At 50.8% G+C, this 15388-nt stretch carries 15 protein-coding genes; 14 read left to right on the plus strand and 1 reads right to left on the minus strand.

The window, feature by feature from the left end; translation table 11 throughout:
• Positions 1-33: 33 nt before the first annotated feature.
• The 9 genes from ABEW34_RS16655 to ABEW34_RS16695 all read left to right on the plus strand — a co-directional run bounded on the left by ABEW34_RS16655 (position 34) and on the right by ABEW34_RS16695 (position 8803).
• Positions 34-1008, plus strand: a complete 975-nt coding sequence (locus tag ABEW34_RS16655; protein WP_430160298.1) for an ABC transporter ATP-binding protein — start codon at positions 34-36, stop codon at positions 1006-1008.
• Positions 1009-1067: 59 nt separating this feature from the next.
• Positions 1068-2153, plus strand: a complete 1086-nt coding sequence (locus tag ABEW34_RS16660; protein WP_430160299.1) for an ABC transporter substrate-binding protein — start codon at positions 1068-1070, stop codon at positions 2151-2153.
• A 147-nt stretch (positions 2154-2300) separates the two neighbouring features.
• Positions 2301-3971 (plus strand): ABC transporter permease, encoded by a 1671-nt coding sequence (locus ABEW34_RS16665; RefSeq protein WP_430160300.1) that lies wholly within the window; start codon positions 2301-2303, stop codon positions 3969-3971.
• A 3-nt stretch (positions 3972-3974) separates the two neighbouring features.
• Positions 3975-5348, plus strand: coding sequence for an MBL fold metallo-hydrolase (locus ABEW34_RS16670; RefSeq protein ID WP_430160301.1), 1374 nt, complete (start codon positions 3975-3977; stop codon positions 5346-5348).
• Positions 5349-5647: 299 nt separating this feature from the next.
• Positions 5648-6343, plus strand: coding sequence for a stalk domain-containing protein (locus tag ABEW34_RS16675; RefSeq protein ID WP_430160302.1), 696 nt, complete (start codon positions 5648-5650; stop codon positions 6341-6343).
• 274 nt (positions 6344-6617) lie between these two features.
• Positions 6618-7232: a TetR/AcrR family transcriptional regulator gene (locus tag ABEW34_RS16680; RefSeq protein ID WP_430160303.1), complete on the plus strand. Its 615-nt coding sequence runs from the start codon at positions 6618-6620 to the stop codon at positions 7230-7232.
• A gap of 42 nt (positions 7233-7274) precedes the next feature.
• Positions 7275-7682 (plus strand): DMT family transporter, encoded by a 408-nt coding sequence (locus ABEW34_RS16685; protein ID WP_430160304.1) that lies wholly within the window; start codon positions 7275-7277, stop codon positions 7680-7682.
• A gap of 1 nt (position 7683) precedes the next feature.
• The gene (locus tag ABEW34_RS16690; protein WP_341279950.1) at positions 7684-7998 is read left to right on the plus strand and encodes a DMT family transporter; all 315 of its coding nucleotides are present in this window, start codon (positions 7684-7686) and stop codon (positions 7996-7998) included.
• Between the two features lie 139 nt (positions 7999-8137).
• A complete protein-coding gene (locus ABEW34_RS16695; protein ID WP_430160305.1) occupies positions 8138-8803 on the plus strand; it encodes a serine/threonine protein kinase in 666 nt (221 codons plus the stop codon).
• Positions 8804-8857: 54 nt separating this feature from the next.
• On the opposite strand, the gene ABEW34_RS16700 is transcribed toward ABEW34_RS16695, so the two are convergent.
• Positions 8858-9064 (minus strand): hypothetical protein, encoded by a 207-nt coding sequence (locus tag ABEW34_RS16700; protein ID WP_056036713.1) that lies wholly within the window; start codon positions 9062-9064, stop codon positions 8858-8860.
• Positions 9065-9291: 227 nt separating this feature from the next.
• Between ABEW34_RS16700 and ABEW34_RS16705 the strand changes: the two genes are divergently transcribed.
• The 5 genes from ABEW34_RS16705 to ABEW34_RS16725 all read left to right on the plus strand — a co-directional run bounded on the left by ABEW34_RS16705 (position 9292) and on the right by ABEW34_RS16725 (position 15372).
• The gene (locus ABEW34_RS16705; RefSeq protein ID WP_430160306.1) at positions 9292-10449 is read left to right on the plus strand and encodes a GntR family transcriptional regulator; all 1158 of its coding nucleotides are present in this window, start codon (positions 9292-9294) and stop codon (positions 10447-10449) included.
• Positions 10450-10744: 295 nt separating this feature from the next.
• A complete protein-coding gene (locus ABEW34_RS16710; protein ID WP_430160307.1) occupies positions 10745-12061 on the plus strand; it encodes a glycoside hydrolase family 125 protein in 1317 nt (438 codons plus the stop codon).
• Between the two features lie 47 nt (positions 12062-12108).
• Positions 12109-13482 (plus strand): extracellular solute-binding protein, encoded by a 1374-nt coding sequence (locus tag ABEW34_RS16715; RefSeq protein ID WP_430160308.1) that lies wholly within the window; start codon positions 12109-12111, stop codon positions 13480-13482.
• Positions 13483-13557: 75 nt separating this feature from the next.
• On the plus strand, positions 13558-14469 hold the full coding sequence (locus ABEW34_RS16720) for a carbohydrate ABC transporter permease (RefSeq protein WP_430160309.1): 912 nt from the start codon (positions 13558-13560) through the stop codon (positions 14467-14469).
• A 48-nt stretch (positions 14470-14517) separates the two neighbouring features.
• A complete protein-coding gene (locus ABEW34_RS16725; protein ID WP_414811837.1) occupies positions 14518-15372 on the plus strand; it encodes a carbohydrate ABC transporter permease in 855 nt (284 codons plus the stop codon).
• The last annotated feature ends 16 nt before the right edge of the window (positions 15373-15388 follow it).

Consider the following 15388-nt stretch of genomic DNA (forward strand, 5'->3'; position numbering starts at 1 on the left):
CCAGTCATTTAATAGACAGGCAGGTTAATGCATATGGGACATATCGTAATGAATCATTTGGAAAAGTCTTTCGGCGCTGTTCAGGCGCTGCGGCCTTCCAGCCTATCGATTGCCAAAGGCAGCTTTACAACGCTGCTCGGCCCCTCAGGCTGTGGCAAGACGACGCTGCTGCGAATGCTCGCAGGACTTGAAACGCCGGATGGCGGCGAGATTCATGTGAATGGGGAGTGCTACTATTCAAAAGTAAAGCGAATCAATAAGCCAGCTCATCAAAGGCAATTCGGAATGGTGTTTCAAGATTTTGCGCTTTGGCCGCATATGACGGTGTTTGAAAATGTCGCCTTCGGACTGCGCGCTGCCGGCATGAAGGCCGGGCTTCAGGAAGCGGTGCTAGGCGCGCTCCAGACCGTCCGTCTTGGCGGTATGGAGAAGCGTTATCCGCATCAACTGTCCGGCGGACAGCAGCAGCGCGTCGCGTTTGCGAGAGCGATCGTTATGAAGCCGCAGCTCGTTCTGTTCGACGAGCCGCTCAGCGCACTGGATGCGCTGCTGCGCGATGAGATGCGGGCGGAGCTGCTCCATCTGGTGAAGGAAGCGGGCGTGACGGCGCTTTACGTCACCCATGACCAGACGGAGGCGATGAGCATGTCGGATGAGGTAGTCGTGCTGCAAGGCGGCGAAATTTTGCAGCAGGGGACGCCCGAGCAAATATACAGCGCCCCGGAGCATCCATTCGTCGCCCGATTCATCGGCAAGTCGAATTGGCTGATGAAGGACAAGTGGATGCTGCGGCCAGAGCATGTGCGCTTTCGTGAGGCGGATGCTGAGGACCATCGCTTCGAGGCGGAGGTGCGGCATGCCAGCTACATGGGTGACCGCTACGAGGTAGAGCTTGAGATGCAGGAGAATCTGGGTACTTGGACGGCCTACTCTCCGTCAAGGCTGCTCGTTGGCGATAAGGTGCAGGTTTACGCCTCGCCGGAGCATGTGCATGAAGTGGTGTCCTAAACGAGTGGGTTAAATGTTTTGACAAATAAAAAAATGAGAACAATCGGGAGGCCCTACCAATGAAATTAGCTAAAAAAGGCATGATGCTTGCTTTAACCGTATTTATGGGAGTCAGCTTGGCAGGCTGTGGAGCAGCAGCAAGCAATGGACAAGCAAGCAGTGAGGCGTCTGCGTCACCTTCGGCACCAGCCGCTTCTACATCAGCAGAGCAGCCGCAGCAATCGGAGGTTAAACGGAGCGGCAGCGTAGTCGTATACAGCGCAGGACCAGAAGGGCTTGCGAACAAAATAAAGGAAGGCTTTGAAGCGAAGACTGGCGTGAAGGTTGAAATGTTCCAAGGCACAACGGGCAAAATTCTGGCCCGCATGGAAGCGGAAAAATCGAATCCAGCGATAGATGTGCTAGTGCTGGCGTCGCTTCCAGCGATGCAGGGACTGAAAGAGGAAGGTATTTTGATGAGCTATCCGGATGCGGCTAATGCGGACAAGCTGATTGCCGACTGGTCGGATAAAGACGGGCAATATTTCAGCTACAGCGCCTCTGCGCTTGGCATTGTGTACAATACAAAGCTTGTACAGACGCCACCAACATCATGGGCTGATCTGGCTAAGCCGGAGTGGAACGGCAAGGTTAACATTCCTGATCCATCGTTGTCGGGCTCGGCACTTGATTTTATTTCCGGTTATTTGAGCGCATCGGGCGATAGCGGCTGGTCGCTATTCGACAGCTACAAGCAAAACGGCGTAGCGATGGCGGGCGCGAATCAAGAGGCGCTTGATCCAGTCATTACAGGAGCGAAATCCGTTGTAGCTGCCGGCGTCGATTACATGGCGTACAAAGCGAAAGCGGCTGGCGAGCCGGTTGATATTGTTTATCCAAAAGAGGGCAGCGTTATTAGCCCGCGTCCGGCTGCTATTGTAGGCACGACCAAAAACGCCGACAATGCCAAAGCTTTTATCGATTATCTGCTGTCCGATGATGCTCAGAAAATGGTTACTGGCGCATATTTGCTACCAGGCCGCTCGGATGTGGAAGCGAAGGATCGGGCAAGTGTGGACGAAATTCCTACCTTCAACGTGAACTGGCAGTGGATGAATGAAAATAGCGACAGCGTGACGACGAAGTTTACCCAATTGTTTAAATAAAGCGATCGATTACCAGCCGCCTGATATCTGCTGCCCTAAGGCATTAGGTATCGGGCGGTGCTGGCAATAGGCAAGCAATAGGAAAGGCCAATACACAAGCAATACAAGCAATACAAGCAATACAAGCAATAGACAGGTGGTCTGACGATGCAATCCTCTTTATTCAAAAACTATGTTTGGCTCGGCATGGGACTGGCGCTGGCGCTTCTCGGCATGCTGGTGCTCGCGCCGCTGCTGATCGTATTCGGCACAAGCTTATACACCGACCAGAAGCTCGATTTGCTGGCACCGCTGCAAATCATTAGGCAAAGCGAGCTTAGCGAGGTGCTGTTCAATTCAATTTGGCTGGGACTATGCGTCATCGCGGCTACGACGGTGCTTGCTTTCCCGCTGGCTTGGATCATGGCGAAGACGCCGCTGCGCCGCCACAAGTGGCTGGATATTGTTCTGCTTATTCCCTTCATGACGCCGCCCTACATCGGGTCGATGGGCTGGATGCTGTTCATGCAGACGAATGGCTACATGGAGCAGTTCATTCCGGCCACCTCGGCCATTACGCCCGCCTTCTTCAGCTTTGGCGGCATGGTGGCGATTATGAGCCTGCATTTATTTCCGTTTCTGTATTTGCTGCTGCGCAATGCGCTCTTGCAAATCGGCGGCAGCATGGAGGAAGCGGCGGCGGTCCATGGCGGCGGCTTTCTGTACCGCTTGCGGCGCATCGTTCTGCCGCTGCTCTTGTCCAGCTACGTCATGGGCAGCCTGCTCATTTTTGTAAAAACAATTGCCGAGTTCGGCACGCCCGCCACCTTCGGGCGCAAAATCGGTTTTTACGTTATGACCTCGGAAATCCATAAATATATTTCCAGCTGGCCGATTGATTTTGGCAAGGCGACTTCCCTTGCTTCGGTGCTGCTCGCGGCTTGTCTTGTGATGTGGTATATCCAAAGCACGATTAGCAGCCGCTATTCGTACCGTTTAGTCGGCGGCAAGGGCGCTATCAAGCAGACAGCGACGATGAGCCGCTGGGGCCGGATATTGTGCTGGCTGTACATGGGGATACTGCTCCTTGCCTCTATCGGTATTCCGTATTTTTCGATTATTACGGCATCGCTCTTGAAGCTGCGCGGCGTAGGCCTCGCATGGGACAATTTGACGCTCCAGCATTATGTGGAGCTGCTTACGCCAGGCTCTTCGAGTCTGGATGCGCTGCTTAACAGCTTTGGCCTGTCGATTGTCGCCTCCACGATTGCTGTCGTGCTGGGCACGTGGTTTGCCTTGACGGTGCAGCGCTCGCGTACGCCAGGACAGAAGCTGGTCGATCTGTTCAGCTTGCTGCCGAATACAGTACCGGGCATCGTCATCGTCGTAGGACTGATTTTGTTATGGAATGCGAAGTGGATGCCGATTCCGCTGTACAATACGTACGGCATGGTCGTGCTGACATATGTTATTTTGTTCCTGCCTTATACCGTGCAATATGTGAAAGCGAGCTATGGGCAAATCGACCCGATGCTGCTGCAGGCGGGACAAGTTTTTGGCGGACGCAGGCTTTATGTGCTGCGGCGGATTTTGCTGCCGCTGCTGCTGCCCGGCATGCTGGCGGGCTGGATGATGACGTTCACGATATCCAATCGGGAGCTGGTGGCGTCGCTGCTCGTCCTGCCGCCGTCGATGAAAACGTCGGCGACGTATATTTTTGCCCAGTTTGAGCAGGGAGAGGTGTCGATGGGGATGGCGATGGCCGTCATTACGGTCGGTGTCACAACCGTGCTGCTGCTGGCAATGAATGTTTTTAGCTCACAACAGAAAGTGGAATAGCTGATGATGCAATTGACCATATGGGGTGGGGCGGGCGAACATGGACGCTCCAGCTATTTGCTGCAATATAAGGACGAAGCGATTTTGCTGGATTGCGGCGGAAAAAAAGAAGGCGGCGGACAATATCCGCTCATTAGCCCAGAAGTGATTCCGCAGCTGAAAGCGGTATTCTTATCGCATGCGCATGAGGATCATTCCATGGCGCTGCCGCTGCTTTATAAGCACGGTTATGAAGGTGAAGTATGGACGAGCCGCGTGACGGCGCAGCAGCTTCCGGGTTATTTTCAGGCGTGGAATCGTTATGCCCGCTCACAGGCTGCCGAGCTGCCTTATGGGGACGAGCATATTGCGGCTATCCGCTATGCCTATTTGGAGGAGCATACCTTCGCAGGTGAGTGGAGCAGCGTGGTTTCCGGGCTCCGCATAAAATGGGGGCGCAGCGGGCATTTGCCAGGCGCGGTATGGCTGGCGCTAGATTGGCATGGCAAGCTGGTGTATTTCTCGGGAGATTATACCGGGGAATCGGGCTTGCTTGCGGCAGATGAGCCGCGGCTAGAATCGATTCGCGAGGGTAGAGAAGGGGCGGATGACGCCCGCCGTCCGATTTCAGAGACAAGATGTATCGCGGATCTTGCGATCATCGATGCAGCGTACGGAGCGAATCCGGATTCGCAGGCGGTTCGGCTTGCGGAGCTGGAGCGGGCGACCGAGGAGGTGCTGCGGGCGCAGGGCTCGGTGCTGTATCCGGTGCCGACGAGCGGGAGAGGGCAGGAGCTGTTGGTATGGGCGAGCGAGTGCTTCCCAGAGGCGCAGCTTATTGTGGAGCGGGCGCTGATGGAGCCGTTCCACCAGCTGGCTGCGCTGCCGGAATGGCTGGGCGCCGGAGCGCTGGCCCGTATGGAGGCGCTGCTGGCGAATGGCAGGCTTACGATAGTCGCAGATGAAGAGGAGCGGCTAAAGGCGCTTGCTCGCAAGGGCAGCGTCCTGATTTTTACGAATGATGGCATGATGCAGTCTGAAGTTGCGCGGTGGTACTACCAGCAGCTTTCGGTTGCCGCCCACCATGCCATATTGCTAACCGGACATCTCGCTGCAGGCTCATTTGGCGAAATGGCATTGCGGAGCAGCCAGGGCAGCGATGGCAGTAACGGCAGTGGGAGTATCCTGACGCGCTTCCCATTACCCGTGCAGCATATCCGCTATAAGGTGCATCAGGGCCTGCCGGATGTCCGCCAGATGCTGGAGCGGGTGCCCAGCCGCACCACTGTGCTAGCACATGCGGTTAAGCCAAGAACGGACGAGCTGCTTGAAGTATTAAGGGATGAGGGCTATGAGGGCATCTATTCGCTGAGTCCGGGGGAACGGTTGATTTTATAAATGAAAAATAAAAACAGCAGGGATTCACGACGCTAAAATGTCGTAATGAATCCCTGTTGTTTTTTGCTGCCTGCTAAAGTTTTCAGACGCGCTGTAGTGGGGGAATATTATTTACAAGTTGGATACAAGCTGGACGCAGTCTTGAGATATCCGCTTTATATACTGTATTCATCAGGGAGGATGCAGCAGCGGCAAACGAGGAGGGACAGCAGTAGCGCCCAGCTAGAGCGTCCAATAATTGAAATTATAAAAATAGAGATAAAACAAAAAAACGGAGTATTCAAAAGGAGATTATAAAAATGAAAAACAACATGAAAAAAGGAATCGTATCGATGGTAGTTGTCGGAATGACATTGACGGGAGCAGCAGGCGTATATGCTGGAGCGAGCCTCCAAAAAATTTCAGCCTATTTGAACGGCAATATTAGTGTCAAGGTCGATGGGGCTGCTTATACCCTTAAAGATGAGAACGGCCATAAGCTTTCGCCAATTATGTATCAGGATAAAATGTATCTGCCTGTCCGCTCGCTCGCGGGAGCGCTCAACACGCCAATTCAATATGATTCAAAAAACAATCAGGTGCTGATTGGCAAAGGGCAGCAAGCATCCGAGCAGTATGTGGAGGTCAAATACAGCGATGCGCAAATCAAACTCATTAAGAAGGAATTTGCTGCATTTGACGGCTTCGAAACGGCATATGCACCTAAGCAGATGGCAGCCGGAGATGCTTTTGTCAAATCGTTTGCTGGGGGCGACGGGGTTAGTGTGATTTTCAACCATATGAACGTCAATGTATCGCCAAGAGACTACTCGGACGGTTATGAAAGCAAGGAGGTCGTGTTATCGAACGGGGTAAAAGCAAAATGGTATACGCCGAGCGATCTGCCACTGCTTAGCTTCCAGCTCGATGACCGTACAATCACCATCAGCTCCCCTGACAAAGTGCTGACTCAGGCGCAAATGGAAAAAATCGCAGTGAGCGTAGCAAAACTATAAGATTGACGAGGGAAACAAACGCCTCGCTATAGGAATATTGGAATATAGGAATAAAGAAGTCCTCCCTGCTGCTTCCAAGCGGCACGGGGGCTTTTTTGTATATAAAGGTAAACGCCGCCGCAATTGTGTGTACAGGATGGAAGGAGGAGCGGGGACAATTTGCTGCTTCTAAAGCCTCCAGTCTTGACTTTTGGATAAAGGCATCATACAATACCTTAAGACTAACTAACGTTCGTTAGGTGAAAAGAATAATTGCCGAAAGGTGAATGAGGCTATGAAAAAGGACACCATACAAGTGCCAGCATCGAAAGCAACGGCAGAGCGTCTTAAGCATGCTGCCTTGACGATCTTTACTGAATTTGGCTACGAAGGAACGTCGATGTCCGATATCGCCAAGGCGGTTCAGATTAAGACGCCATCTATCTATGCTCATTTTAAGTCGAAGGAGCAGCTTTTTTTAGAGCTTTGCGCGGATGTTATTGCCGAAGAGGGCATGAAATTTGAGGAGCTTATGCAGCAATCGCAAGGCAGGCCTATTTTGGAGCGGCTGCGCGAGGTGTACGATTTTTTCACGGACTTCCCGCATTTGACGGTCGGCCAATGGTTTCTGAAACGGATGATGCTAATGCCGCCCAAGCATTTGCAGCAGCAGTTCCGCGCCGATTTTTTGGAGCATGAGCAGCGAGTGGACGTTAGTGTGGGCGCATTATTTTTGGAGGGGCAGCAGGCAGGCATTTTTCCTAAGCAGGATGTGGAGAATATGATTGCGGTGTTTTATACGCTGCTGGATGGTTTGCTCGTGGCGAATCAGATTTATGAACAATCGGTATTCAGCTCGCGCAAGCAGATCATATGGGAAATGCTGGAGAAATACTGGACGACAGCTTAGTCATCTTGGCTTCATTGCAAGTTAACACAGGGGGAGATTAATATGAAAGCTTGGCTTTATGTCATATTCGGGGGCATATTTGAGGTATTCTGGACCTTCGGTCTTAAATATTCGAAAGGATTTACAGACCCGCTAATAAGCGTTGTTACAGTCATTTTAATTATTATTAGCTTTGTGCTGTTCGCCCGTTCGATGCAATTGCTGGAAATTGGCACAGCTTACGCGGTATTTACCGGAATTGGTACAGCTGGTACGGTCGTGTTCGGCATTTTGGTATTAGGTGAGTCTGCGGATATTAAACGCCTGCTGCTGGTCGGCACGCTGATCATTGGCATTATCGGGCTTAAGCTCGTATCCAGCGAAAAGCCAAAGCAGGAGCAGGCATCTGATGGATTGGCGCCGGAAGCGCTGAAATCAGCACCGGTCGTGCAGGGAAGGGGCGGAAAATAAAATGGCATGGATTTTTCTTATTATTTCCGGCCTGGGTGAGGTCGGCGGCGTGACATTCATGAAGCTGTCGGATGGCTTTAAAAGGTGGAGAGGGACGGTTGGAGCCATTATTTTCGGCTTCATCAGCTTCTACTTTCTGTCGCGGTCGCTTCAAGACATTCCGATCAGTACCGCATACGGCATTTGGACGGGAATCGGCTCGGTCGGCAGCGTCATCCTGGGGATGATTTTTTTCGGAGAATCACGCGATTGGCGTAAAATCTTCTTTGTCCTCATGATTATTGGAAGCGTCATTGGCCTCAAGCTGGTAGGTTAATATTGGCGATATGGATTATAGTAGACCATAAACCTAAAGAAGGAGAGCGATCCTATGTCGCTCTTCTTTTCTTTTCGCCGTTTCCGATTTAAAATAATAGAATAGAGTATAGACAAGGTGAGAGAGGCAGGCACAAGGTATGGAAGAGAAACGGCTGGAGAAATGGATTGAGATGACCGAACGGACGCTGCTTGAAGGCGTGAAGCTCCGCAGCATTAACCATGGCGAGCCCGTTCAAGTGGATGTATTGCCAGAAGGCTGGGAGCTGCTTGGGGCGGGAAATTATGCTGGCGTATTCGTTCATCGGGATGCGCAGGATATAGCCGTGAAGGTGTATGCGCCGGGCAGGGAAGGCTGGGAAGCGGAAAGGGAGGTTTATCGCCGTTTGGGCAACCATCCCGCCTATTCCACTTGCTACCATGCATCCAAAAGCAACGATCTGGAATATTTAATGCTGCGCAGGCTTGAAGGGAAGACACTATACAAGTGTGTGCTTGAGGGTGTGATCATCGAGGATCGCATCATTGCGGAAATTGATGCAGCTTTGGATTACGCTCGTGAACAGGGACTGTTTCCACATGATGTTCATGGCAAAAATGTAATGGTATCTAATGATGATCGCGGCCTTGTCGTGGACGTATCCGATTTTCTTAAAGAAGAGCCTTGCATGATGTGGGATGATTTGAAAAAAGCGTACAACCGGATTTACATGCCGTTTCTATCCAAGCATTCCATGCCCGTGCCTGAGTGGGTCATGAATGGTGTGCGCAAAGGCTATCGCTGGGTGCGTGCTTCATCCAGATAACTGTGCGCGGCCGGGCAGACGAATAGATGATGCGTGCCCGGCCCGCGCCTGTGCTTAAGGTTCGGAGTCGAAAGCGTCCAACTGTTGCTGAGCGGCTTCAACGTCCTTCTTAAGTACATGAAGCCGTTTCAAATTGCCTTCCAGTGTAATTTTCGCCTTAATGCCGCTTGCCTTCAAATGAGCCTCCAATCGGTCAATGATATCCGCCCTAGAACCGCTTTCGGTTCTGATGGCAACCCACCGCCGCCACAGCAGCCCCATCCTATGCACCTCCGAGTTCTGCACAGATTATCCGTTCAAGCTATATATATTCCGGGTCCTCCCGCTGCCATGACAGATTTATTCAAAGGGCTGAAGGATAAGCTTGCATTTGCCGAAAGCGGCATTATAAGCTTTCCAGAAATGACATGACATAGTATACTAGGTGGATATGTATAATTACGACATCGTCCCAGTACGACCAAATAGATGCTGAAGGTGAATGTATAATGGAAGGCATGAACGCTTTAAAGCCTAGATATGAACAAATGTATCTGATGCTGCGCGAAAAGATTCAAATCGGAGATTATACGGTCGGTGACCGCATCCCTTCGGAGAAGGAGCTGATGGAGGAATTTTCAGTCAGCCGGATTACCTCCAAGAAAGCACTGGATATGCTCGTTCAGGACGGCTATATCATGCGTCAGCCGGGACGCGGCTCTTTCGTTATCGAGCATGCTGTTCAGGAACAGGTGGAAGCTCCTCCTGCTCTAGATCCAGCGGCTGCTGCTGTGCGCACACAGCAAATTGTATTAGGGCTCATTATGGAGGATTTCAGCGACAGCTATGGCAAGGAAATGCTGTCGGAGATGGAACGGACGGCACAGGCGCTCGGCGTTTACTTGATGCTGCGCATCTCTTTTTCCCAGCCCGATGTGGAAGAGAAGGCCATTCAGATGCTGCGCCAATACGGGGTAGATGGCCTGATTATTTATCCGACGCGCGGCCAAAACTTCAGCCCGGAAATTTTGAAGCTGGTCATCGATAAATTCCCCCATGTGCTGGTTGACCGCTATTTAAAATGGACGGACACAACGGCAATCAGCTCGGACAATGTGGAAGCGACGCGAATGGGTGTACAGCATTTGTTTAGCCACGGCCATCGCCATATTGGACTGCTTGCTTCACGGGTGACGGATAATGTAGCGATTGAGGAACGGATAGAGGGGTTTGTGCAGGCGCATGCCGAAGCCGGTATTTTGCTGGATCGCTCATCCTGGCTTACCGATATGAACTGGACGTCCAATGACAATTCCAGCAGCCACCTCATCGATAAATATGTGAAAATCATTCAGCAGATGCTGCGCGAGCATCCACGGATTACCGCCTTGTTTGCAATGGAGTATGAGCTGGCGCTCATAGCGAAGGAAGCGGTGGAAAAGCTGGGCCTGCAAATTCCACAGCAAATTTCGATTATTTGCTTTGATAGCCCGCAGAGCACATCGGCGCTGTATCCGTTCACGCACTTGGAGCAGAATGAGAAAGAGATTGGCCGCCTCGCCGTCAATAATGTTCTGGAGCTGATTAAAGGTGCCACACTTCCTAGCAAAATATCGCTGCAAGTCAAGCTTGTAGCTGGCAAATCGACGGGGCCAGCACCCCAATAGGCAACGGGCTGCTGGGCACGTTGTACTACGTGCTTTGCATATTTTAAGGCTAATGTGAGAAACTGAACACTAGTATCCTGATGAACAAAGCCCTTCTGTCAACCAAGACAGCAAGGGCTTTCTGCTATATATCGTTATGTTTCAGGGGCTTGAACCGGAAGTGCATCTAATAAAATGATTAGTATGCTATTTGTTTTTAAATAATATAACATAGTATATTGACATGACATGAAATATAGATTAATATCGGTACATAAACCACTTGAAAGCGCTTATATAGAAAGGGATGCTTGAAATGACTGAAGTAATGGAAACGCTGCCGACATCGGTGCAGTCGTTAATCCAGGAAGTAGAAGGGAAGCTCGGTTCGCGTACGAAGCTGGCCCGGATGTTTGCAAACTGTTTCTCCAATACGTTAACGACGACGTTGAAGCCTCAGCCTGACGGTGCTATTTTCGTCATTACGGGTGATATCCCAGCGATGTGGCTGCGGGATTCAGCAGCTCAGGTTCGTCCATACTTGATCTTGGCGAATGAAGATGCAGAGATGGCGCGATTAATTGAAGGCGTTGTCAAACGGCAAATTCAACATATATTGCAGGACCCTTATGCGAATGCGTTTAATGAGCATGCCAACAGCAAAGGGCATCAGAACGATTTAACGGAAATGACGCCTTGGCTATGGGAGCGCAAATATGAAATTGACTCGCTCTGCTATCCGATCCAGCTAGCTTATCTTCTGTGGAAGACAACGGGAACTACGGCGCATTTGGATGAGGCATTCAGTGAAGCCTGCTTCAGTATTTTGCGGGTGTGGAGAACGGAGCAGAACCACGATGGGCAGTCGAGCTACCGTTTCCAAAGAACGGATTGTCCGCCTTCGGACACGCTGCTTAATGAAGGCAAAGGCACGCCAAGCGCAGTGACGGGCATGACCTGGTCGGGCTTTCGTCCAAGCGACGATGCTTGCGACTACGGCTACCTCATTCCTTCCAACATGTTTGCAGTCGTTGTGCTGGATTATATGGCGGAAATGGCGGTTGAAGTGCTTGGCAATCAAGAGCTGGCGAAGCAGGCGATTGCTCTTCGTCAGGAAATACAGTCCGGTATCGAAGAGTATGCAACGGTCGAGCATGAGCAGTTCGGCAAAATTTTTGCTTACGAAACAGACGGTCTTGGCGGCTACAATCTGATGGATGATGCGAATGTGCCAAGCTTGCTGTCCCTGCCTTACCTCGGCTGCTGCAAGCTGGATGATCCGATATATTTGAATACTAGACGCTTCGTGCTGAGCCAGGATAATCCTTATTATTTCACAGGTACGGCGGCGCAAGGAATTGGCAGCCCTCATACCCCGGAAAACTATATTTGGCACATTTCGCTGGCTATGCAAGCGCTGACTTCACAAGATGAGGCAGAGGTTGAACGACTGCTGAACGTGCTGGAGAGCACGGATGCCGGAACGGATTTTCTGCATGAAGGCTTTCATAAAGATGATCCAAGCGAGTATACGCGTGAATGGTTTTCTTGGGCTAATGCCTTGTTTAGCGAATTGATTTTGACGTATTGCGGCTTTAAGGTTCCATCGAGCATGAATGCTCGTTCAATATAGGAACAAATAATAAGCGTAACAGACGGACAATAAGGGGAGCGATCAAGATGGCAGGTAAAAAAACAATTCTGGCAGGTACGGTTGCAGCATTAACTGTTTTCACAGCAGCATGTTCAGGAAATGCAGGCACAAATGGCTCGGAGGGCGCAGAAGCAACTTCCGCAGCAGGCGCGACAAAGACCGTTAAAGTCGCATATGGCAAATGGAATGAGACGGACAATTGGGGCAAGTGGCTGACTAGCGTGAAGGCGGATTTTGAAAAAGCGAACCCTGGCGTTACTGTCGAGCTGCAACCGATTGAAGGCTCGCAATATGCAACAAAAATTCCGCTGCTGATGATGGATGGGAAAACGGCGCCAGAGGTGCTTGCTGAAGATTCCTTCATGATTAATGCCGACAGCGAGGCCGGCTACCTTGAGCCGCTTGCTGTGGATTCATGGGAAGATTGGGGCAAATTCAACGAAGGTATTAAAGCGGCTGTAACAGCTACGGACAGCAAAGTTTATGGCGTACCTTTCTCCACTGACGTTCGCGGCTTGTATTACAACAAAGAGCTGTTCAAGAAAGCAGGTCTGCCTGTGCCTTGGGAGCCTAAGAGCTGGGATGATGTGCTAAGCGCTTCCCGCACCATTAAATCCAAGCTGCCAGACATCATTCCTTTCTGGATGAACTCTGGTAAAGCAGGCCAAGAAGCAACGACGATGCAAACGTTCGAAATGCTGCTTTATGGAACAGACGACACACTTTATGAAGATGGCAAGTGGGTGACGCAAAGCCCGGGCATTTTGAGCTCGCTGAATTTCATTCACTCCATCTACTCCGAGGGCATGGGTCCAAAAATGTCGCAAGTACTGACTGCACAAGCAGGTCAAGTATTGGAGACAGATCTGATGCCGAATCAGAAGGTCGCAATCGTTCTGAACGGCAACTGGTTGACTGGCAACTGGTCGGCAAGCGGCAGCAAGCCGTGGCCGGAAGCGCTTGATGTATATGGCTACGTGAAAATGCCGACAGAGAAAGGTCAAGAGCCTGGCTTCACTTCGATGTCTGGCGGCTGGACGCTTAGCGTTGGCGCGAAATCCACTGAAAAAGAGCTAGGCTTTGAATTTATTAAAATGGCAACTAATGAACAGCATAACAAAGAGTTCGCTATGCTGGACGGCGCTCTAACGCCTCGTACCGACGTTGCGGCTGATACTGAATACACGGGCCAGCCTGGCACGCTGTATGGCGTAGCTGCTGAATTTATTACGTACACGCATGTTCGTCCTACTAATGCGAATTACCCGGCAGTATCGACTTCCATTCAAGAAATGGTTGAAAAAGTGGCATCGGGATCTCTTGCGCCTGAAGCTGCCATGAAAGAATATGCAAAAAGCGTAGAAAGAACAGTCGGCGCTGATAAAGTAGCGGCGAAGTAGCACACAGCTGGGAAGCCGATTGTTGCTTAATGACAATCGGCTTGTCTTTTTCAAATTCAGTCAGGAGGATACCAGATGGAAGCGATAAACTCGCGATTTCCCAAAGCGAAAAGGAAAGGGAACGGCAGTGAACAGTGGAGGGCAGCGCTATTCTTATCGCCTAGCTGGCTGCTGCTTTTACTCTTTTTCTTCGTGCCGGCAGTATTAACTTTTTATTTCGCGTTTACGAATATGGCTTTGACAGGGGCCGCAGCAGCGAATACGCAGTTTGTCGGGTTCCAAAACTTCACGAATATGTTTCAGGATGCGACATTCCGCACTTCTGTAGGCAATACCATCCTCTTCCTCATTTTCTCGGCCGTTATTGGCCAGCAGGTTATGGGCTTTCTTATTGCCTTTCTAATGAATGGCAGAAACCGCGTATTCCGCAGTGTTGTCGGCTCCATCGTTATTTCGGGCTGGGTCGCGCCGGAAGTGGTATGCGCATTTGTATGGTTTGCTTTTCTGAATGATACGGGAACGGCTAATGCATTCATTCAAGGCATTGGCTTTGAGCCTATTGCTTGGCTCTACACATTCCCGATGGTATCCGTTATTATTGCAAACGTATGGCATGGAACAGCCTTCTCGATGATGGTATTCCAGGCTGCACTGGGCGACGTGCCTAAAGAGGTTGAGGAAGCGGCAATGATCGATGGCGCTTCGGCTTGGCAAAGACTTATCCGCATTACCATTCCAATGATCAGCGGTTCTGTTGTAACGAATATGGTACTCGTAACGCTTCAAACATTAGGCTCCTTCACGCTTATTTATGCGTTGACAGGTGGCGGTCCGGGAAATGCAACGGAAACGCTCCCGATTTATATGTATCATCAGGCCTTCGTCAACTATCAGCTTGGCTACGGCACAGCTATTTCGCTTGTTCTGCTGTTGATCGGTATTGTTGCCAGTCTGTTGTATATGAAGCTTCTAAAAGTGAAGCTGTAAGCCATGCGCAAAGCTTGGATAATGGTTTATTAAAAGGAGGACGCGAGAATGAGCAGCAACGTACGCAAGCGCCCCAGAATGAATCGGTTTATGGTCGGCCGGGTGCTTCCTTATATTATTTTGAGTTTTATCGCTTTATTGTTCCTGCTTCCTATGTTATGGCTCGTATTGGCTTCATTCGATGGAGCGGCAACCCTTGCTTTGAAGGTGCCTGATGAGGTAACGCTAAGCAATTATACGTCTACGCTAGCGAGCTCTGACAATCAGCGCTCTTTCGGCAATGGCTTGCTGCTGGCGCTTGGACAAGCACTGCTTGTTGTAGCGGCGGCAGGGCTGGCTTCTTACCCGCTGTCACGTTATCAGCTGCGGTATAAACGCCCGTTTATGTATGTCATCCTGTTCGCAACAGGCTTGCCGATTACGGCGGTTATGGTTCCGGTTTATCAATTTTTCCTGTATATGCAAATTCAGGATTCCTTGTTTTTCACCATTTTGTTCTTGGCCGCCTCCGCGCTGCCATATTCCATCTGGATGATGAAAAACTTCATGGATTCCGTGCCTTTGGAGCTGGAGGAGGCTGCTTGGGTGGACGGCGCGTCCATCTGGACGACGCTTCGTCTAGTCGTTGCACCACTGATGCTGCCAGGTATTTTCACAGTAGGCATTTTCGCTTTTGCTGGCAGCTGGGGGAACTTCCTCGTTCCATTTATTTTGCTGCAAAGCCCACAGAAGCTTCCTGCTGCCGTTACCATTTACCAGTATTTTGGGCAAAATGGCATCGTGCAATACGGCAAGCTGGCCGCCTTCTCGATCATTTACACGATCCCTGCGGTCGCGCTTTATGTGTTCGGCCAACGCTTTATGTCCCAAGGCTTTAGCTTTGGCGGGGCGAATAAGGGTTAATTACGAAGTAATAGTT

It is taken from the genome of Paenibacillus algorifonticola, assembly GCF_050481745.1.
Taxonomy (GTDB): domain Bacteria; phylum Bacillota; class Bacilli; order Paenibacillales; family Paenibacillaceae; genus Pristimantibacillus; species Pristimantibacillus algorifonticola_A.